The 19,363-nt window shown below is 51.1% G+C and carries 17 protein-coding genes; 8 read left to right on the top strand and 9 right to left on the bottom strand.

Annotated features, from left to right (window positions below):
- Positions 1 to 3: 3 nt before the first annotated feature.
- The 4 genes from galT to modE form a co-directional block, all read right to left on the bottom strand.
- On the bottom strand, positions 4 to 1,050 hold the full coding sequence (galT, locus tag RGV86_RS19790; protein WP_000191494.1) for a galactose-1-phosphate uridylyltransferase: 1,047 nt from the start codon (positions 1,048 to 1,050) through the stop codon (positions 4 to 6).
- A gap of 9 nt (positions 1,051 to 1,059) precedes the next feature.
- The gene (gene galE / locus RGV86_RS19795) at positions 1,060 to 2,076 is read right to left on the bottom strand and encodes a UDP-glucose 4-epimerase GalE (RefSeq protein WP_001265444.1); all 1,017 of its coding nucleotides are present in this window, start codon (positions 2,074 to 2,076) and stop codon (positions 1,060 to 1,062) included.
- Positions 2,077 to 2,326: 250 nt separating this feature from the next.
- Complete coding sequence (gene modF / locus RGV86_RS19800) at positions 2,327 to 3,799, bottom strand: molybdate ABC transporter ATP-binding protein ModF (protein ID WP_085460532.1); 1,473 nt, start codon at positions 3,797 to 3,799, stop codon at positions 2,327 to 2,329.
- Between the two features lie 67 nt (positions 3,800 to 3,866).
- Complete coding sequence (modE, locus tag RGV86_RS19805; protein ID WP_001147441.1) at positions 3,867 to 4,655, bottom strand: molybdenum-dependent transcriptional regulator; 789 nt, start codon at positions 4,653 to 4,655, stop codon at positions 3,867 to 3,869.
- A 128-nt stretch (positions 4,656 to 4,783) separates the two neighbouring features.
- Here modE and acrZ point away from each other — a divergent pair, with 128 nt between their 5' ends.
- The 4 genes from acrZ (at position 4,784) to modC (ending at position 7,623) form a co-directional block, all read left to right on the top strand.
- The gene (gene acrZ, locus RGV86_RS19810; protein WP_000891515.1) at positions 4,784 to 4,933 is read left to right on the top strand and encodes a multidrug efflux pump accessory protein AcrZ; all 150 of its coding nucleotides are present in this window, start codon (positions 4,784 to 4,786) and stop codon (positions 4,931 to 4,933) included.
- A gap of 166 nt (positions 4,934 to 5,099) precedes the next feature.
- On the top strand, positions 5,100 to 5,873 hold the full coding sequence (gene modA / locus RGV86_RS19815; protein WP_000113010.1) for a molybdate ABC transporter substrate-binding protein: 774 nt from the start codon (positions 5,100 to 5,102) through the stop codon (positions 5,871 to 5,873).
- The gene (modB, locus tag RGV86_RS19820; protein WP_000604034.1) at positions 5,873 to 6,562 is read left to right on the top strand and encodes a molybdate ABC transporter permease subunit; all 690 of its coding nucleotides are present in this window, start codon (positions 5,873 to 5,875) and stop codon (positions 6,560 to 6,562) included. The genes modA and modB overlap by 1 nt, the downstream gene beginning before the upstream one ends.
- Before the next feature lie 2 nt (positions 6,563 to 6,564).
- Positions 6,565 to 7,623, top strand: coding sequence for a molybdenum ABC transporter ATP-binding protein ModC (gene modC, locus RGV86_RS19825; protein WP_085460533.1), 1,059 nt, complete (start codon positions 6,565 to 6,567; stop codon positions 7,621 to 7,623).
- Here modC and ybhA read toward each other — a convergent pair whose 3' ends face one another.
- Entirely contained in the window at positions 7,624 to 8,442 is an 819-nt protein-coding gene (ybhA, locus tag RGV86_RS19830) for a bifunctional pyridoxal phosphate/fructose-1,6-bisphosphate phosphatase (protein ID WP_010347396.1), read from the bottom strand. It abuts the gene before it with no gap.
- A gap of 154 nt (positions 8,443 to 8,596) precedes the next feature.
- Here ybhA and pgl point away from each other — a divergent pair, with 154 nt between their 5' ends.
- Positions 8,597 to 9,592 (top strand): 6-phosphogluconolactonase, encoded by a 996-nt coding sequence (gene pgl, locus RGV86_RS19835; RefSeq protein ID WP_000815435.1) that lies wholly within the window; start codon positions 8,597 to 8,599, stop codon positions 9,590 to 9,592.
- A gap of 40 nt (positions 9,593 to 9,632) precedes the next feature.
- On the opposite strand, the gene RGV86_RS19840 is transcribed toward pgl, so the two are convergent.
- A complete protein-coding gene (locus RGV86_RS19840) occupies positions 9,633 to 10,586 on the bottom strand; it encodes a LysR family transcriptional regulator (protein WP_000679976.1) in 954 nt (317 codons plus the stop codon).
- Positions 10,587 to 10,770: 184 nt separating this feature from the next.
- Between RGV86_RS19840 and RGV86_RS19845 the strand changes: the two genes are divergently transcribed.
- The 3 genes from RGV86_RS19845 (at position 10,771) to RGV86_RS19855 (ending at position 15,776) form a co-directional block, all read left to right on the top strand.
- Positions 10,771 to 11,823: a 4-oxalomesaconate tautomerase gene (locus RGV86_RS19845; protein ID WP_097748485.1), complete on the top strand. Its 1,053-nt coding sequence runs from the start codon at positions 10,771 to 10,773 to the stop codon at positions 11,821 to 11,823.
- A 75-nt stretch (positions 11,824 to 11,898) separates the two neighbouring features.
- Complete coding sequence (locus tag RGV86_RS19850; RefSeq protein WP_001036486.1) at positions 11,899 to 13,332, top strand: anion permease; 1,434 nt, start codon at positions 11,899 to 11,901, stop codon at positions 13,330 to 13,332.
- Positions 13,333 to 13,514: 182 nt separating this feature from the next.
- Positions 13,515 to 15,776: a hydratase gene (locus tag RGV86_RS19855; RefSeq protein WP_085460534.1), complete on the top strand. Its 2,262-nt coding sequence runs from the start codon at positions 13,515 to 13,517 to the stop codon at positions 15,774 to 15,776.
- A 324-nt stretch (positions 15,777 to 16,100) separates the two neighbouring features.
- Here RGV86_RS19855 and RGV86_RS19860 read toward each other — a convergent pair whose 3' ends face one another.
- From RGV86_RS19860 to bioA, 3 genes are all read right to left on the bottom strand, one after another.
- Positions 16,101 to 17,384, bottom strand: coding sequence for a putative acyl-CoA thioester hydrolase (locus RGV86_RS19860; protein ID WP_085460535.1), 1,284 nt, complete (start codon positions 17,382 to 17,384; stop codon positions 16,101 to 16,103).
- A 151-nt stretch (positions 17,385 to 17,535) separates the two neighbouring features.
- A complete protein-coding gene (locus tag RGV86_RS19865) occupies positions 17,536 to 18,012 on the bottom strand; it encodes a kinase inhibitor (RefSeq protein WP_085460536.1) in 477 nt (158 codons plus the stop codon).
- A 58-nt stretch (positions 18,013 to 18,070) separates the two neighbouring features.
- Positions 18,071 to 19,360: an adenosylmethionine--8-amino-7-oxononanoate transaminase gene (bioA, locus tag RGV86_RS19870; RefSeq protein WP_085460537.1), complete on the bottom strand. Its 1,290-nt coding sequence runs from the start codon at positions 19,358 to 19,360 to the stop codon at positions 18,071 to 18,073.
- Positions 19,361 to 19,363 lie beyond the last annotated feature (3 nt).

The raw sequence follows: 19,363 nt of genomic DNA on the forward strand, positions 1-19,363 counted from the left end.
TTCTTACACTCCGGATTCGCGAAAATGGATATCGCTGACTGCGCGCAAACGCTCTGCTGCCTGTTCTGCCGTCAGGTCACGCTGGGTCTCTGCCAACATTTCATAACCGACCATAAATTTACGTACAGTGGCAGAGCGCAACAGAGGTGGATAAAAGTGCGCGTGCAGCTGCCAGTGTTGATTCTCTTCGCCATTAAACGGCGCGCCGTGCCAGCCCATAGAATAGGGGAAGGAACACTGGAAGAGGTTGTCATAACGACTGGTCAGCTTTTTCAACGCCAGCGCCAAATCGCTGCGCTGGACGTCGGTCAAATCGGTGATCCGCAAAACGTGGGCTTTAGGCAACAGTAGCGTTTCGAACGGCCAGGCAGCCCAGTAGGGCACTATGGCTAACCAGTGCTCGGTTTCGACAACGGTACGACTACCGTCTGCCAGTTCACGCTGGACATAATCCACCAGCATTGGCGATTTCTGTTCGGCGAAATATTCTTTTTGCAGGCGGTCTTCACGCTCAGCTTCGTTAGGCAGGAAGCTATTTGCCCAAATCTGACCGTGCGGATGCGGGTTAGAGCACCCCATCGCCGCACCTTTGTTTTCAAAAACCTGCACCCACGGGTATGTTTTCCCTAGTTCTGCGGTTTGCTCTTGCCAGGTTTTGACGATTTCTGTCAATGCTGCAACGCTGAGCTCTGGCAGTGTTTTACTGTGATCCGGTGAAAAGCAGATCACCCGGCTGGTGCCACGCGCGCTCTGGCAACGCATCAGCGGATCGTGACTTTCCGGCGCGTCTGGCGTGTCGGACATCAGCGCCGCAAAGTCATTGGTAAAAACGTAAGTCCCGGTGTAATCGGGGTTTTTATCGCCTGTCACCCGCACATTACCTGCGCAAAGGAAGCAATCTGGATCGTGCGCAGGTAACACCTGTTTGGCTGGCGTTTCCTGCGCCCCCTGCCAGGGGCGCTTAGCGCGGTGCGGTGAAACCAGAATCCATTGCCCGGTGAGTGGGTTATAGCGGCGATGTGGATGATCAACGGGATTAAATTGCGTCATGGTCGTTCCTTAATCGGGATATCCCTGTGGATGGCGTGACTGCCAGTGCCAGGTGTCCTGCGCCATTTCGTCAAGAGTGCGCGTTACGCGCCAGTTCAGTTCGCGCTCGGCTTTGCTGGCGTCCGCCCAGTAGGCCGGAAGGTCGCCTTCGCGACGCGGTGCAAAATGATAATTAACCGGTTTGCCGCAGGCTTTGCTGAAGGCATTAACCACGTCCAGCACGCTGCTGCCTACGCCTGCGCCGAGGTTGTAGATGTGTACGCCAGGCTTGTTCGCCAGTTTTTCCATCGCCACGACGTGACCGTCTGCCAGGTCCATTACGTGGATGTAATCGCGTACGCCAGTGCCGTCTTCGGTCGGATAATCGTTACCAAAAATCGCCAGCGAGTCGCGACGGCCTACAGCAACCTGGGCAATGTACGGCATCAGGTTATTCGGAATGCCTTGCGGATCTTCGCCCATATCGCCCGACGGATGCGCGCCAACCGGGTTGAAGTAGCGCAGCAGGGCAATGCTCCAGTCCGGCTGGGCTTTTTGCAGGTCGGTAAGGATTTGTTCCACCATCAGCTTGCTTTTGCCGTAAGGGCTTTGCGGTGTGCCGGTCGGGAAACTTTCAACGTATGGAATTTTGGGCTGATCGCCATAAACGGTGGCGGAGGAACTAAAAATAAAGTTTTTGACGTTAGCGGCGCGCATGGCGCTAATCAGGCGCAGAGTACCGTTGACGTTGTTGTCGTAATATTCCAGCGGTTTTTGTACCGATTCGCCAACGGCTTTCAGCCCGGCGAAGTGGATCACGGTGTCGATAGCGTGATCGTGCAGGATCTCGGTCATCAACGCTTCGTTACGGATATCGCCTTCAACAAACGTCGGATGTTTGCCGCCTAAACGCTCGATAACAGGCAGTACGCTGCGCTTACTGTTACAGAGGTTATCAAGAATGATGACATCATGACCGTTTTGCAGTAATTGCACACAGGTATGACTTCCAATGTAACCGCTACCACCGGTAACCAGAACTCTCATAATTCGCTCCATCAGGCTTATGGTATGAAATAACCATAGCATAACAAAGATGCGAAAAGTGTGACATGGAATAAATTAGTGGAATCGTTTACACAAGAATTTAGCCATTTTCTATGCGCAATTAAATGATTATAAAACAGAGGGTTTATGAATGATTGCGCCTTTTATCTGAAAAAAAGCGCGTTTTCATGCCTGGATGCGTTAAACCGTAGACCGGATAAGGCGTTCACACCGCATCCGGCATAGTCACTCAATTTATTTTGGTAAGCGCATAACGATAGAGGTCACCGTCTGGCACGAACTCCAGACGATGGGTAATACAGGCTGGCGCATCTTCGGCGTGGTGTGAAACAAACAACAACTGCGTTTCACCTTCGCTAATCAGCACATCAACAAATCTACGGATAAGCTGGCGATTGAGTGGATCAAGCCCCTGCAATGGTTCATCAAGAATAAGCAAGGTCGGATGCTTCACCAGTGCCCGGACGATCAATGCCAGACGCTGTTGTCCCCAGGAAAGGCTATGGAAAGGGGCGTCTGCGGTGCGTTTATCAATGCCGAGAATATCCAGCCACTGCTGCACCAGTTTGTGCTGGCGATCCGAAACGGCCTGATAAATGCCAATCGAATCAAAATAGCCAGAAAGGATCACATTACGCACAGTGGTGCTGACGCGGTAATCCAGATGCAAACTACTGCTGACGTAACCGATATGCTTTTTGATATCCCAGATGGTTTCGCCGCTGCCACGGCGTCGTCCGAAAAGCGTCAAATCGTTGCTGTAACCTTGCGGGTGATCGCCAGTAATCAGGCTTAATAACGTCGATTTTCCCGCGCCATTTGGCCCGATAATTTGCCAGTGTTCGCCTGGATTCACCTGCCAGCTAAGGTTATTAAGAATGGGGCGATCATTATAAGAAACCACGCCGTTGTTCAGCACAATGCGCGGTTCGCTGGCGGGTAAGGCGTGACGTGCTGAAGGTTCATCCGGCTCTGGTAGCTGCACGCCAGCAAGTTTCTCGCTGTGCGCCAGTTGTGCGACGAGTGCCTGTTGGAACAGTTCTTCTTTCGCGCCAGTTTCCGCTAACGTGCAATCCGCCAGCACACCGGCAAACTGGACAAATTCCGGGATCTCATCGAAGCGATTGAGCACCAGTACCAGAGTAATACCAGACTGATGTAACGAGGCGAGCAGTTCTGCCAGTTGCTGACGTGAGGCAACGTCAAGGCCATCGAATGGTTCATCAAGAATCAGTAAATCAGGATCTGACATCAGCGCCTGACAGAGCAGGGTTTTACGCGTCTCGCCAGTGGAAAGGTATTTAAAGCGTCGGTCGAGGAGAGCGGTAATACCGAACTGCTGTGCCAGCTGCGCACAACGCTGTGCATCTTTAACGTCATCCTGAATGATCTCAGCCGTGGTACGCCCGGTGTCAGCTTCGCCAGGACTTAGCATATCGGTATTATTCCGCTGCCATTCGTCGCTGACGAGCTTTTGTAACTGCTCGAAGGAGAGACGAGTGATGCGGGAAAACTGGTTTTGCCGTTCGCCTTTCAAAAGCGAAAGTTCACCGGCCAGCGCGCGAGCCAGCGCCGACTTCCCGCTGCCATTTGAACCGACAAACGCCCAACTATCACCCGCGTTTAACGTTAGCTGAGACAATTGCAGCGTTTTTGTGTCGCTAAGACGAAACGTGCCTTGCAAAATTTGCAACGATGACATTTTGTATCCCATTTTTTGCAGCGATTACTGACAGGGATACGTGTTTCATAACAAATTGTCAACACGCTTAGCACAGCGTGGCGATAATTACGCTGTCGGCATTAAAGTAGGCCGTGACATTCTGCCCTTGCTCAAGAGAAGCTGCTTCATTTAACGGCACCGTAGCGCACAGGGTTTGCCCGTCGGGTAGCGCCATTAATACTTCGCACTGCTCCGCGCCGCGCTCAATATGACTAATAATGCCCGGCAATTGGTTGTCGGCGTTTTGTGCGACCGCCTTGTCCTGAGTAATACCTACCCACGGCGCTTTCAGCAGTATCAATACTTCTTTGCCTTCATCCAGACCCAGACGCGCGCCGCTTTGCGCGGTAATCGCGACTTTTAATCGTGTTTTACCATCAGCCAGTAAGACATCAACATGCTGTTGAACGTCATCATGATCGCGGGCGGTGATGGTGCCGAACCACTGGTTACGGGCGCTGGTCTGCAGTGAAAAACGTGAGATAGCTGCCAGCAGGCTGTTCAGCGGCAGGGCGTCGTCGTCACTTAATACATCAAAGGCTTTTTGCTGGATCTGCGCCAGGAGGTCATAGAGCTGAATCAGCCGCTGACCATAGCGGGTCAGTACTGCGCCGCCGCCACCTTTACCGCCTGTTGCACGCTCAACCAGAATATGCTCACTTAACTGATTCATCTCGTTAATGGCATCCCAGGCACTTTTATAGCTGATACCGGCATCTTTCGCCCCCTGGCTGATAGAACCGGAAAGGGCAATGTGTTTTAGTAGCGAAATGCGACGTGGGTCGGCAAAGAGCTTTTGTTGAAGCTTAAGGGTGAGAAGGATTTCGGCCTGCATAACAATGTCCTGGCAAAAGTCTTATTGTGACGGAAAACGAACGCCACGCAAAGCTGACCGCACAAAAGGGGAGTGCTTTTCTGTGCTTAGCGGTTAGAATAGTGACAGGACTATATCTGGAGTTGACCATGTTAGAGTTATTAAAAAGTCTGGTATTCGCCGTAATCATGGTACCTGTCGTGATGGCCATCATCCTGGGTCTGATTTACGGTCTTGGTGAAGTATTCAACATCTTTTCTGGTGTTGGTAAAAAAGACCAGCCCGGACAAAATCATTGATTCCCTGAATGCCCGCTTAGTCGGGCATTTTCTTTTTTCTCAACTTCCTGCTTTTCCTGCCGATATTTTTTCTAGCTACCTCTCAAAGGTTAACAATAACTGCTGGGAAAATTCTGAATCAGTCGTTATATTGTTGCCTACATAACGTTACATGAAGGGGTTACCAATGGCTCGTAAATGGTTGAACTTGTTTGCCGGAGCGGCGCTCTCTTTAACTCTTGCAGGCAATGCGCTGGCAGACGAAGGGAAGATTACAGTTTTTGCGGCAGCATCACTGACCAACGCAATGCAGGACATCGCTACGCAATATAAAAAAGAGAAAGGCGTGGACGTCGTTTCTTCTTTCGCCTCGTCTTCTACCCTGGCTCGTCAGATTGAAGCGGGTGCGCCTGCGGATCTGTTTATTTCTGCCGATCAGAAATGGATGGATTATGCGGTTGATAAAAAAGCGATCGATACTGCCACGCGCCAGACATTGCTCGGCAATAGTCTGGTCGTTGTAGCACCGAAAACCAGTGCACAGAAAGATTTCACTATCGACAGTAAAACCAACTGGACTTCGCTGCTGAATGGCGGTCGCCTGGCGGTTGGCGATCCGGAACATGTCCCCGCTGGCATTTATGCGAAAGAAGCACTGCAAAAACTGGGCGCATGGGATACGCTCTCCCCGAAACTGGCTCCGGCGGAAGATGTTCGTGGGGCGCTGGCGCTGGTCGAACGTAATGAAGCTCCGCTGGGCATTGTTTACGGTTCTGACGCAGTTGCCAGCAAAGGGGTAAAAGTGGTTGCCACCTTCCCGGAAGATTCACATAAAAAAGTGGAATATCCGGTTGCTGTTGTTGAAGGGCATAACAATGCGGCAGTGAAAGCATTTTATGATTATCTGAAGGGACCGCAGGCTGCGGAAATCTTTAAACGTTACGGATTTACAACTAAGTAATGATACTGACCGATCCAGAATGGCAGGCGGTTTTACTAAGCCTGAAAGTTTCTTCCCTGGCTGTGCTGTTTAGCCTGCCGTTTGGGATCTTTTTTGCCTGGTTACTGGTGCGTTGCACTTTTCCGGGCAAAGCTCTGCTCGACAGCGTACTGCATCTACCGCTGGTGTTACCGCCCGTGGTCGTTGGTTACTTGCTGTTAGTCTCTATGGGACGGCGCGGATTTATCGGTGAACGCCTGTATGACTGGTTTGGCATTACCTTCGCCTTTAGCTGGCGCGGTGCGGTTCTCGCTGCCGCCGTCATGTCTTTTCCGCTGATGGTGCGGGCAATTCGTCTGGCGTTGGAAGGGGTTGATGTCAAACTGGAACAGGCCGCAAGAACACTGGGTGCCGGGCGCTGGCGCGTTTTCTTTACTATTACGTTACCGCTGACCTTACCAGGAATTATTGTCGGTACGGTGCTGGCTTTCGCTCGTTCGCTCGGTGAGTTTGGTGCAACTATCACCTTTGTTTCTAACATTCCTGGTGAAACGCGAACCATTCCTTCAGCCATGTATACCTTGATCCAGACTCCTGGCGGGGAAAGCGGTGCGGCGAGACTTTGCATCATCTCTATTGCGCTGGCGATGATCTCTCTGTTGATTTCAGAATGGCTGGCCAGAATCAGCCGTGAGCGGGCGGGGCGCTAATCATGCTGGAACTGAATTTTTCCCAGACGTTGGGCAACCATTGCCTGACCATTAATGAAACGCTGCCCGCCAACGGCATCACTGCTATCTTTGGCGTCTCCGGTGCCGGAAAAACCTCGCTGATTAACGCCATCAGTGGACTGACGCGTCCGCAAAAAGGGCGGATTGTCCTCAATGGTCGGGTACTAAATGATGCCGAAAAAGGTATCTGCCTGACGCCAGAAAAGCGTCGTGTTGGCTATGTGTTTCAGGATGCGCGGCTGTTTCCGCATTACAAAGTGCGTGGCAATCTGCGCTACGGCATGGCGAAAAGCATGGTCGATCAGTTCGACAAGCTGGTGGCGCTTTTAGGCATTGAACCGCTACTTGACCGTTTACCTGGCAGCCTGTCCGGTGGCGAAAAACAGCGTGTGGCGATTGGGCGGGCTTTGCTGACAGCGCCGGAATTGCTGTTGCTGGATGAACCGCTGGCGTCACTGGATATTCCGCGTAAACGCGAACTGTTGCCTTATCTGCAACGTCTGACGCGGGAAATCAACATTCCGATGTTGTATGTCAGCCATTCTCTGGATGAGATCCTCCATCTGGCAGACAGAGTGATGGTGCTGGAAAACGGTCAGGTGAAAGCCTTTGGCGCGCTGGAAGAAGTCTGGGGTAGTAGCGTGATGAATCCGTGGCTGCCGAAAGAGCAACAAAGTAGCATTCTGAAAGTGACGGTGCTTGAGCATCATCCGCATTACGCGATGACCGCGCTGGCGCTGGGCGATCAGCATTTGTGGGTCAATAAGCTGGACGCGCCGCTGCAAGCTGCGCTACGTATCCGCATTCAGGCTTCCGATGTCTCGCTGGTTTTACAGCCTCCGCAGCAAACCAGCATTCGTAACGTGTTGCGCGCAAAAGTGGTCAATAGCTATGACGACAACGGCCAGGTGGAGGTCGAACTGGAAGTCGGGGGTAAAAAGCTGTGGGCGCGTATTAGCCCGTGGGCGAGGGATGAACTGGCAATCAGACCAGGTCTGTGGCTGTACGCGCAAATTAAAAGTGTGTCGATAACCGCCTGATTAAATCAGGTGGCTATAAATGAACTGAGCAATGCTGTCGGTGGTGTTATCTCCAATCACAATATTGGCGCGGGCTTTTACTGCGTCATCGGCATTGCCCATCGCCACACCCGTTCCGGCGGCTTCCAGCATACTGATATCATTAAAGTTATCGCCAAACGCAATCACATTTTCCATCGACCAGCCTTGCGCCTCAATCCATTTCGTCAGGCGTCTACCTTTGCTGTTGCCGCCGCGTGCAATATCAACCTGATCGTGCCAGGACCATTCGCACTCCAGTCCCAATTCATGTTCAACATGCTTACCAAAATGCTGCAATCGCGGCAGGTCATCGTGCGTCAGGGCGAACTTCCACACCGCCTTAACTTCTTGTGCCGTCTCGGCCAGTGAGGCAACCTGGGTAAAGGTAGGACGCTGTTCTGGTGGCAGGGTTTGCGCCCAGTTAGAAGTACGAATGACATGCCCGGTCGGGTGTTCATACACCATTGCATCATCCACATACATCAGGCCGTGAATGTGGTGTTCATTCAGCATCTCAATGAGTTGCAGGGCTTTGTTTACGGGCATTGGATCGGCTTCCAGCACGGTTTTTGCATGATAATCATACAAATAGGTGCCATTACAGCAAATAGCAGGTGTATCCAGCGCCAGCGCCTGATAAAAAGGATGAATAGCGACGTGATGGCGACCTGTGACGATGATTAATTGATAGCCTGCTTCGCGAGCGCGGGCCAGGGCTTCTATCGATGAAGGAAGCAAGGTCTTTTTCGGGGTCAATAAGGTGCCGTCTAAGTCGAGAGCAATCACGCGTGTGGTCATGGCGTATTCCAGATTAAGGTTAAGAATTTTCGTCTGAGCGAATGGTACACCGATACCACTATCGGACAAAATTCTGCGCTTTAATTCAGCATTCACCGCCAAAAGCGACTAATTTTAGCTGTTACAGTCAGTTGCTAAATGCAAAGGAGCATTCATGAAGCAAACAGTTTATATCGCCAGCCCTGAGAGCCAGCAAATTCACGTCTGGAACCTGAATCATGAAGGCGCACTGACGCTGACGCAGGTTGTTGATGTGCCGGGGCAGGTGCAGCCGATGGTGGTCAGCCCGGACAAACGTTATCTCTACGTTGGCGTTCGCCCTGAGTTTCGCGTCCTGGCGTATCGTATCGCCCCGGACGATGGTGCACTGACATTCGCCGCAGAGTCGGCGCTGCCGGGTAGCCCGACGCATATTTCTACCGATCACCAGGGGCAGTTTGTCTTTGTAGGTTCTTACAATGCGGGTAACGTGAGCGTAACGCGACTGGAAGATGGCCTGCCAGTGGGCGTCGTCGATGTGGTCGAGGGGCTGGACGGCTGCCATTCCGCCAATATCTCACCGGATAACCGCACGCTGTGGGTTCCGGCATTAAAGCAGGATCGCATCTGCCTGTTTACGGTCAGCGATGATGGTCATCTGGTGGCACAGGACCCGGCGGAAGTGACGACCGTTGAAGGCGCCGGGCCGCGTCATATGGTGTTCCATCCAAACGAACAATATGCGTATTGCGTCAATGAGTTAAACAGTTCAGTGGATGTCTGGGAACTGAAAGATCCGCACGGCAATATCGAATGTGTCCAGACGCTGGATATGATGCCGGAAAACTTCTCCGACACCCGTTGGGCGGCTGATATTCATATTACTCCGGATGGTCGTCATTTATACGCCTGTGACCGTACCGCCAGTCTGATTACCGTTTTCAGCGTTTCGGAAGATGGCAGCGTGTTGAGCAAAGAAGGTTTCCAGCCAACGGAAACCCAGCCGCGCGGCTTTAACGTTGATCACAGTGGCAAGTATCTGATTGCTGCCGGGCAAAAATCTCACCACATCTCAGTTTACGAAATTGTTGGCGAGCAGGGGCTACTGCATGAAAAAGGTCGCTATGCGGTCGGGCAGGGGCCGATGTGGGTGGTGGTGAACGCACACTAACCGTTGAGTTACCCGGCGCAGTATTTCCTGCGCCGGGGTATTACCCCATCTCCTGTAACGCATGTCTCTGGCGTTCGACGATATTGGTCCATAAATTGTCTTTATCATCAGTCCACAAATTAATCAGCAAGGCAAAAAAGCGTTCTGCTGCCGGAGAAAGCACGGCATCTTTGCGACGAATAATCCCCAATGTCCGACGTATAACGGGTTCCACCAGCGGGATACCAATAATAGAAGAATAGGGCGCATGAGGCATTGCCAGGCCAGGAAGCGCCGAAATCCCCAGTCCTGCTTCCACCAGTCCTAATGACGTCGAAAGATGACGCACTTCGTAAAACCAGTCCAGCTTCCAGGGTTTGTCGGACAATTTTTGCTCAATCAGCAGTCGGTTGCCGCTGGAGGAGCGCACGCCAATCATTTTGTAACCTACCAGTTCCTGCCATTCCACCAGCTGCTTTTTGGCTAATGGGTGGTCACGCCGACAGGCCAGCACAAACGGCTCGTTGACCAGTGGCGTAAAATCGATGGATGAATTTGTGATGTTGTTCATGTTTATGCCAAAGTCCGATTCGTTGCACAGCACCGATTCCATGCAATTATTCGTGCCTTGTTCCAGAATTCGCACTTTAATATTGGGATATAGCTCATTAAATTTGCCAATTGCCAACGGCAAGAAATAAAAAACAGCGGTAGGAATACACGCTAATGTCACCATACCACGATGATAAATATTCATATCGCGAATATTAAACAGTGTTTCATCGAATTTCTTTATTAATTCCCGCGCCTCAGGAAGCAACATTCTCCCCGCTTTTGTTAAAGTAACCTTGCGAGTTGTACGCTCAAAGAGTTGAATATGTAAATCCTCCTCCATCTTTTTTATTCTGCGCGTTAATGCAGGTTGCGTAATATTAAGTAATTTAGCAGCATTGTTAAATGAACTGGACTCTGCCAGCGTGACAAATGCTTTCATACTTGATAACTCATGCTTCATTATTACTCCGGAAAATGGAAGCGGTGCTTTTTAGTGATTTGCAGTTAAACCAGTTTAACTGCCTTTTAATCACTTAAATTAATGAAAAAATGTTATTAATCGTGAAGCTAAAGTCATTAGAGATGCTTTGCCCTTAATGTAACCATATCGCAATAAGTTATGTTTTTAAATTGAGGGCATTATTATGAAAAAAATACCCTGCGTGATGATGCGAGGTGGAACCTCGAGGGGCGCGTTCCTGTTAGCGGAACATTTACCCGAAGATCAAACGCAGCGCGATAAAATATTGATGGCAATTATGGGTTCCGGTAATGATCTGGAAATTGACGGTATCGGCGGCGGTAATCCGCTGACCAGTAAAGTCGCCATTATTAGCCGTTCCAGCGATCCGCGTGCTGATGTCGATTATTTGTTTGCGCAGGTAATCGTCCATGAGCAACGTGTCGATACCACACCTAACTGCGGCAATATGTTGTCTGGCGTTGGGGCATTCGCCATTGAAAATGGTTTGATTGCAGCGACATCACCGGTCATCCGCGTGCGTATCCGTAACGTCAATACAGGCACGTTCATCGAAGCCGATGTGCAAACGCCAAACGGTGTCGTCGAGTATGAGGGTAGCGCCAGAATTGATGGTGTGCCAGGGACAGCCGCGCCGGTCGCGCTCACTTTCCTGAATGCTGCCGGAACAAAAACCGGAAAAGTTTTCCCGACGGATAATCAGATTGATTATTTTGACGATGTCCCGGTGACTTGTATCGATATGGCGATGCCAGTCGTTATTATTCCGGCTGAATATCTGGGAAAAACAGGCTATGAATTACCAGCGGAACTGGATGCCGACAAAGCATTATTAGCCCGCATTGAATCTATCCGTCTACAAGCGGGTAAAGCAATGGGCTTGGGCGATGTCAGTAATATGGTTATCCCTAAACCTGTGCTTATTTCTCCAGCACAGAAAGGTGGGGCAATTAATGTGCGTTATTTTATGCCGCATTCTTGCCATCGCGCGCTGGCGATAACTGGTGCTATTGCCATTTCCAGTAGTTGTGCATTGGAAGGCACCGTCACCCGACAAATCGTCCCTTCTGTTGGATACGGCAATATCAATATTGAACACCCCAGTGGTGCGCTTGACGTTCATTTAAGCAATGAAGGTCAGGATGCCACGACGTTACGAGCATCTGTTATTCGGACGACCAGAAAAATATTTTCCGGTGAAGTTTATCTTCCCTGAAAAAATTCGTTGTCAGGATAAGGACAATCAATAAAGGACTTCTGTATGAGTCATACAGAAAGAACAGGATTTTAAATGAATAAGAAATCGTTATGGAAGCTAATTCTGATATTAGCGATCCCATGTATTATTGGCTTTATGCCTGCTCCGGCAGGATTAAGCGAACTGGCGTGGGTACTGTTTGGTATCTACCTGGCGGCAATTGTGGGTCTGGTTATTAAGCCATTCCCGGAACCTGTCGTACTGTTAATTGCGGTTGCCGCTTCAATGGTGGTGGTCGGTAACTTATCCGATGGTGCGTTTAAAACCACCGCCGTATTAAGCGGTTACTCTTCCGGTACAACCTGGCTGGTGTTCTCGGCGTTCACCTTAAGCGCCGCGTTTGTTACCACCGGATTAGGCAAACGTATCGCCTATCTGCTGATTGGTAAAATTGGTAGCACCACCCTGGGTCTGGGTTACGTTACCGTATTCCTCGATCTGGTACTGGCTCCGGCAACACCGTCTAACACCGCGCGTGCGGGCGGCATTGTGTTACCGATCATCAACAGCGTGGCGGTGGCTTTGGGGTCAGAACCGGAAAAAAGCCCGCGTCGTGTTGGACATTACCTGATGATGTCCATTTACATGGTCACCAAAACCACCAGCTACATGTTCTTTACCGCAATGGCGGGGAACATTCTGGCGCTGAAAATGATCAACGACATTCTGCATCTGCAAATTAGCTGGGGTGGATGGGCGTTGGCCGCTGGTTTGCCTGGCATCATTATGCTGCTGGTCACTCCGCTGGTGATTTACACCATGTATCCGCCAGAAATTAAGAAGGTGGATAACAAAACTATCGCTAAAGCGGGTCTTGCCGAACTGGGGCCGATGAAAATTCGCGAAAAAATGCTGCTCGGTGTCTTTGTGCTGGCGCTGCTGGGCTGGATTTTCAGTAAGTCTCTGGGGGTTGATGAATCCACTGTGGCAATCGTTGTTATGGCAACCATGCTGCTGTTGGGTATTGTGACCTGGGAAGATGTGGTTAAAAATAAAGGCGGCTGGAATACCTTAATCTGGTACGGCGGTATTATCGGTTTAAGCTCCTTATTATCAAAAGTTAAATTCTTCGAATGGTTAGCTGAAGTCTTTAAAAATAACCTGGCATTTGATGGTCATGGCAACGTTGCCTTCTTTGTCATTATTTTCCTTAGCATCATCGTGCGTTATTTCTTCGCTTCTGGTAGCGCCTATATCGTTGCTATGTTGCCGGTATTTGCCATGCTGGCGAACGTCTCCGGCGCACCGTTAATGTTAACTGCGCTGGCGCTGCTGTTCTCCAACTCCTACGGCGGCATGGTCACTCACTATGGCGGCGCGGCTGGTCCGGTTATCTTCGGTGTTGGCTATAACGACATTAAATCCTGGTGGTTGGTCGGTGCGGTACTGACGATATTAACCTTCCTGGTGCATATCACCCTTGGCGTATGGTGGTGGAATATGCTGATCGGCTGGAACATGCTGTAAATATACTCGTCATACTTCAAGTTGCATGTGCTGCGTCTGCGTTCGCTCACCCCAGTCACTTACTTATGTAAGCTCCTGGGGATTCACTCGCTTGTCGCCTTCCTGCAACTCGAATTATTTAGAGTATATCCATTTATTATCTTTCTGCGCACTTTACGGTGCGCAGATATCTGGAGCATTTGATGATCAAGTTATCTGAAAAAGGCGTGTTTCTCGCCAGTAATAACGAAATAATTACCGAAGAACATTTCACCGGCGAAATTAATAAAGAAGAAGCAAAAAAAGGCACTATTGCCTGGTCTATTCTCTCTTCTCATAATACATCCGGAAATATGGACAAACTTAAAATTAAGTTTGATTCATTAGCCTCTCACGATATTACCTTTGTTGGTATTGTACAGACCGCTAAAGCGTCCGGTATGGAACGTTTTCCGCTACCGTATGTGCTGACCAACTGCCATAACTCACTGTGCGCAGTTGGCGGCACCATTAACGGTGATGACCATGTTTTTGGTTTATCGGCAGCGCAGCGTTATGGCGGTATTTTTGTGCCTCCGCATATTGCTGTAATCCATCAATATATGCGTGAAATGATGGCAGGCGGCGGCAAAATGATCCTCGGTTCAGACAGCCACACCCGTTACGGTGCATTAGGGACAATGGCGGTCGGTGAGGGCGGCGGCGAGCTGGTAAAACAACTGCTTAATGATACCTGGGATATCGACTATCCGGGGGTTGTTGCGGTGCATTTGACCGGAAAACCAGCACCTTATGTGGGACCGCAAGATGTGGCGCTGGCGATCATCGGCGCGGTGTTCAAAAACGGCTACGTCAAAAATAAAGTGATGGAGTTCGTGGGGCCGGGTGTTGCTGCGCTCTCTACCGATTTCCGCAACAGCGTTGACGTGATGACCACTGAAACCACCTGTTTAAGTTCCGTCTGGCAAACCGATGAAGAAGTCCATAACTGGCTGGCGCTGCACGGTCGCGGCCAGGATTACTGCCAGCTTAATCCACAACCGATGGCGTACTACGATGGCTGCATCAGCGTTGATCTAAGCGCCATCAAACCAATGATTGCGCTGCCGTTCCACCCAAGCAACGTGTATGAAATCGACACGCTGAACCAGAACCTGACCGATATTCTGCGTGAGATTGAAATTGAGTCCGAGCGCGTGGCGCACGGTAAAGCCAGACTCTCGCTGCTGGATAAAGTGGAAAATGGACGCCTGAAAGTACAACAGGGGATTATCGCCGGCTGTTCTGGCGGTAACTATGAAAACGTTATCGCCGCAGCAAATGCGCTGCGCGGTCAATCCTGTGGCAATGATACCTTCTCGCTGGCGGTTTACCCGTCATCGCAGCCGGTGTTTATGGATTTAGCCAAAAAAGGCGTGGTAGCAGATTTGATTGGCGCAGGCGCAATCATCAGAACCGCGTTCTGCGGCCCATGCTTTGGGGCGGGTGATACGCCAATCAACAACGGTTTGAGTATTCGCCACACCACGCGTAACTTCCCGAACCGCGAAGGCTCTAAGCCAGCTAATGGGCAGATGTCAGCGGTTGCATTAATGGACGCCCGTTCTATCGCTGCGACTGCGGCAAACGGTGGCTATTTAACCTCTGCCAGCGAGCTGGATTGCTGGGACAACGTGCCGGAGTACGTTTTCGATGTGACGCCGTATAAAAATCGTGTCTATCAGGGTTTTGTGAAAGGGGCGACCCAGCAACCGTTGATCTATGGACCGAACATCAAAGACTGGCCGGAATTGGGTGCGCTGACTGACAATATCGTCCTCAAAGTGTGCTCGAAGATCCTCGACGAAGTGACCACTACCGACGAATTGATTCCTTCCGGTGAAACCTCTTCTTATCGTTCAAATCCGATTGGTCTGGCGGAGTTTACCCTGTCACGCCGCGATCCAGGCTATGTTGGCAGAAGTAAAGCCACTGCTGAGCTGGAAAATCAACGTCTGGCGGGGAATGTCAGCGAGCTGGAATCCGTATTTGCCCGTATTAAACAGATTGCTGGTCAGGAACATATTGATCCGCTGCAAACTGAAATTGGCAGCATGGTTTATGCGGTCAAACCAGGTGATGGTTCTGCGCGTGAACAGGCGGCGAGCTGCCAGCGTGTGATTGGCGGTCTGGCGAATATTGCCGAGGAATACGCGACTAAACGTTACCGTTCTAATGTCATCAACTGGGGGATGTTACCGCTGCAAATGGCAGAAGTGCCGAACTTTGAAGTGGGGGATTACATTTATATTCCTGGCATTAAAGCGGCGCTGGATAATCCAGGTACGACCTTCAAAGGTTATGTGATCCATGAAGATGCGCCGGTTACGGAAATTACGCTGTATATGGAAAGTCTGACTGCTGAAGAGCGCGAGATTATCAAAGCGGGTAGTTTGATTAACTTCAATAAAAACCGTCAGATGTAAAAAGCGCCATGTGAATGTAGGTCGCATTCGGCACTTATTGTCGGATGCGATGCTGGCGCATCTTATCCGACCTACGAATCGCATCGACCCGTAGGCCGGATAAGGCGTTTACGCCGCATCCGGCACTTATTGTCGGATGCGATGCTGGCGCATCTTATCCGACCTACAAATTGCATCGACCCGTAGGCCGGATAAAGCGTTTACGCCGCATCCGGCACTTATTGTCGGATGCGATGCTGGCGCATCTTATCCGACCTACAAATTGCATCGACCCGTAGGCCGGATAAAGCGTTTACGCCGCATCCGGCAAATAGTTAACAACGCTTATTTCTTTGCTTCTGCAACCACTTTGCTACCCACGCCACGGTTATTGTATTCCCACATGCGGTTGTAGTTAGTGTCATTCAGATTGCGCTGTACTTCGTCGTTATCGTCAACGCTGCCGGTATTACCCGCAAATGGACGATTGGAAATCACCGCGTCGGCCCACGGTTTAGCCGTGTTAAAGCCTTCGTTGATGGCGCTATCACGGATCACTACCTGACCGTTGGTATTGGCATCAACATCCAGCGAGCGGCCCAGCTGTGCGACGCCATCACCGGAGGCATTGAAACGGCTATTTACGGCAAGGAAACCGTAGTAAATATTGGACAGCGTAGCCGGTGCGAACACATACGCTTCTTGCTGAGTACGTGAGTTCACCACGCGGAATTCGGTATTATCGAACACCACTGCACCACGGCCGGAAACGATATCCACATCCCCTTCGATGTAGCTATTAGTTACCAGAGTACGCGGCTGACGATTCGTTTCCAGACGGTTTTGTACACCGCTGTTGGTGACAAAGAAGGTATTCTGACGACCAAGAATGTTAACGTTGTTGATCTGTACTTTGTCGCCATCAGTACGCAACGCCACCGCCGGATGGTTACCCGCATCTACGCTATCGCCCAGCGTGTTTTCGATGGTCAGGTTTTGCAGTTGCAGGCCATTGTTTTGTGACCAGAAGACCGCAGAACAGAGAACGCCGATGCTGTTGCTGCGTTTGCTCTGGCAACTATCGTACATATACCACGCTGGTTTACCGGGCATATATTTGCCGCGTGGGTTAACGTCATGACGCCAGTCAGCAGGGCTCATTCCACCATCAAGGGAAAGTCCAATTTTCACATCAATCGGTTTTTCGCCCATGCCGTAGACAGTGATTCCGCCCGGTGCCGCAGGGACATAAACCGTACCTTCATACTCACCTGGCATCACGGCAATATACTGGCGCTTATTAGTACGCTTGATAATTGCCGCATCTACCGCCGCCTGAATCGTGGTATGCGTTACACCTTGAGTACCCGCCGGGCCGACAACAAAGTCAGGTTGCGCAGGCAGGGTAATCGGGGAAGGATTCCATGCTGCAGCACCTGGCGTCAGGGAGGAAAAATAGTGTTGAGCATCGAAATTCTGCGCTTCTTTTGCCGACAGAATCGGGCGAGAAGACGTACCAGGTGCTACTTGATCGGAAGGGCGTTGATCGGGCGGTGTTGAGCTACAGGCGGTCAGCGTCACGCCAAAAGCCAGTGCCAGCGCCAGACGGGAAACTGAAAATGTGTTCACAGGTTGCTCCGGGCTTTGAAATGGAAAAATGAATCCGTTGAAGCCTGCTTTTTTATACTAACTTTAGCGAAACGGGAAGGTAAAAAGACAAAAAGTTGTTTTTAATACCTTTAAGTGATGTCAGATGGCCTTGCACCATCTGACAGAACATTTAACTGAACATCGCGGTAATTGATGCGCTGGCGAGAGAGTGGAAATGAACGTTAAACCCGACCATCGCGCCGCTGGCACCTTCATCGACATCAATACGTTCTACATTCAGCGCGTGAACAGTAAAAATGTAGCGATGAGTTTCGCCTTTCGGCGGCGCTGCGCCATCGTACCCGGTTTTACCAAAATCGGTACGTGTCTGGAGCACGCCATCAGGGATTGCCACCAGACCAGAGCCAAACCCCTGCGGTAATACGCGGGTATCAGCGGGTAAGTTAACAACTACCCAGTGCCACCAGCCGGAGCCGGTTGGCGCATCCGGGTCGTAGCAGGTGACAACAAAACTTTTCGTTCCCGCAGGAACATCATCCCACGCCAGATGTGGCGAAATATTATCGCCATCGTAACCCATGCCGTTAAAGACATGACGATGCGGCAGCTTATCGCCATCGCGCAGATCGTTACTGATGAGTTTCATGAACCCTCCTTTCTTGTTTGCAGAAAGTGTAGCCAGAAACCCTCACGCTGACTTCCCGTTATTGGCAAAAAAATGTTTCATCCAGTACGGCGCGATTTACCGCTGCGGTCAGGCGCTGCAACTGTCCCGGGCGAATAATATAGGGCGGCATCAGGTAAATCAGCTTGCCAAAAGGCCGTATCCACACACCCTGCTCGACAAAGAATTTTTGCAGCGCCGCCATATTCACCGGACGAGTGGTTTCGACCACGCCAATGGCCCCTAGCACGCGCACATCGGCAACCATTTCGGCATCACGGGCGGGGGCAAGTTGCTCGCGCAGCTGTACTTCAATATCCGCCACCTGTTGCTGCCAGTCGCCAGATTCGAGAATCGCCAGGCTGGCGTTTGCAGCCGCGCAGGCCAGCGGATTGCCCATAAAAGTTGGCCCGTGCATAAAGCAGCCGGCTTCGCCGTTACTGATGGTTTCTGCAACCTCGCGCGTGGTGAGCGTGGCTGAAAGGGTCATCGTGCCGCCGGTTAAGGCTTTACCGAGGCATAAAATGTCCGGCGCAATCCCCGCATGTTCACAGGCAAACAGTTTGCCGGTACGACCAAATCCGGTGGCGATTTCGTCAGCAATCAGCAAGATACCTTCACGATCGCACATTTTGCGGATTCGTTTTAACCATTCCGGATGGTAGATGCGCATCCCGCCTGCGCCCTGGACAATCGGTTCAATGATCACCGCAGCGATTTCATGACGATGCGCCGCCATCAGGCGCGCAAAGCCTACCATATCGCGCTCATCCCATTCGCCGTCCATGCGGCTTTGCGGGGCTGGAGCAAACAAGTTTTCTGGCAGATAGCCTTTCCACAGGCTGTGCATAGAGTTGTCAGGATCGCATACCGACATCGCGCCAAAAGTATCGCCATGATAACCATTGCGGAAGGTCAGAAAACGCTGGCGCGCTTCGCCTTTGGCCTGCCAGTACTGCAACGCCATCTTCATCGCCACTTCCACCGCTACGGAGCCGGAGTCTGCGAGAAAAACGCACTCCAGTGGTTGCGGCGTCATCGCCACCAGTTTGCGGCATAGCTCGATGGCGGGCGCATGGGTGATACCGCCAAACATCACATGCGACATGGCATCAATTTGCGACTTCATCGCCGCATTAAGCTGCGGGTGATTGTAGCCGTGGATCGCCGCCCACCAGGACGACATACCGTCAACCAGGCGTCTGCCGTCAGACAAAATCAGCTCGCAACCTTCCGCGCTCGCCACCGGATAAACCGGCAGCGGGGAGGTCATGGATGTGTACGGATGCCAGATATGGCGTTGGTCAAAGGCAAGATCGTCCATTGTCATAAT

It is taken from the genome of Escherichia ruysiae, assembly GCF_031323975.1.
Lineage (GTDB): Bacteria > Pseudomonadota > Gammaproteobacteria > Enterobacterales > Enterobacteriaceae > Escherichia > Escherichia ruysiae.

Bases quoted from the DNA above. Each gene is read 5' to 3' on its own strand.
- RGV86_RS19855 (WP_085460534.1), top strand. From the start codon at position 13,515: ATGATCAAGTTATCTGAAAAAGGCGTGTTTCTCGCCAGTAATAACGAA.
- modE (WP_001147441.1), bottom strand. From the start codon at position 4,655: ATGCAGGCCGAAATCCTTCTCACCCTTAAGCTTCAACAAAAGCTCTTT.
- modA (WP_000113010.1), top strand. From the start codon at position 5,100: ATGGCTCGTAAATGGTTGAACTTGTTTGCCGGAGCGGCGCTCTCTTTA.
- galE (WP_001265444.1), bottom strand. From the start codon at position 2,076: ATGAGAGTTCTGGTTACCGGTGGTAGCGGTTACATTGGAAGTCATACC.
- acrZ (WP_000891515.1), top strand. From the start codon at position 4,784: ATGTTAGAGTTATTAAAAAGTCTGGTATTCGCCGTAATCATGGTACCT.
- galT (WP_000191494.1), bottom strand. From the start codon at position 1,050: ATGACGCAATTTAATCCCGTTGATCATCCACATCGCCGCTATAACCCA.
- bioA (WP_085460537.1), bottom strand. From the start codon at position 19,360: ATGACAATGGACGATCTTGCCTTTGACCAACGCCATATCTGGCATCCG.
- RGV86_RS19865 (WP_085460536.1), bottom strand. From the start codon at position 18,012: ATGAAACTCATCAGTAACGATCTGCGCGATGGCGATAAGCTGCCGCAT.
- modF (WP_085460532.1), bottom strand. From the start codon at position 3,799: ATGTCATCGTTGCAAATTTTGCAAGGCACGTTTCGTCTTAGCGACACA.
- RGV86_RS19840 (WP_000679976.1), bottom strand. From the start codon at position 10,586: ATGAAGCATGAGTTATCAAGTATGAAAGCATTTGTCACGCTGGCAGAG.
- ybhA (WP_010347396.1), bottom strand. From the start codon at position 8,442: ATGACCACACGCGTGATTGCTCTCGACTTAGACGGCACCTTATTGACC.
- modC (WP_085460533.1), top strand. From the start codon at position 6,565: ATGCTGGAACTGAATTTTTCCCAGACGTTGGGCAACCATTGCCTGACC.
- RGV86_RS19850 (WP_001036486.1), top strand. From the start codon at position 11,899: ATGAATAAGAAATCGTTATGGAAGCTAATTCTGATATTAGCGATCCCA.
- pgl (WP_000815435.1), top strand. From the start codon at position 8,597: ATGAAGCAAACAGTTTATATCGCCAGCCCTGAGAGCCAGCAAATTCAC.
- modB (WP_000604034.1), top strand. From the start codon at position 5,873: ATGATACTGACCGATCCAGAATGGCAGGCGGTTTTACTAAGCCTGAAA.
- RGV86_RS19845 (WP_097748485.1), top strand. From the start codon at position 10,771: ATGAAAAAAATACCCTGCGTGATGATGCGAGGTGGAACCTCGAGGGGC.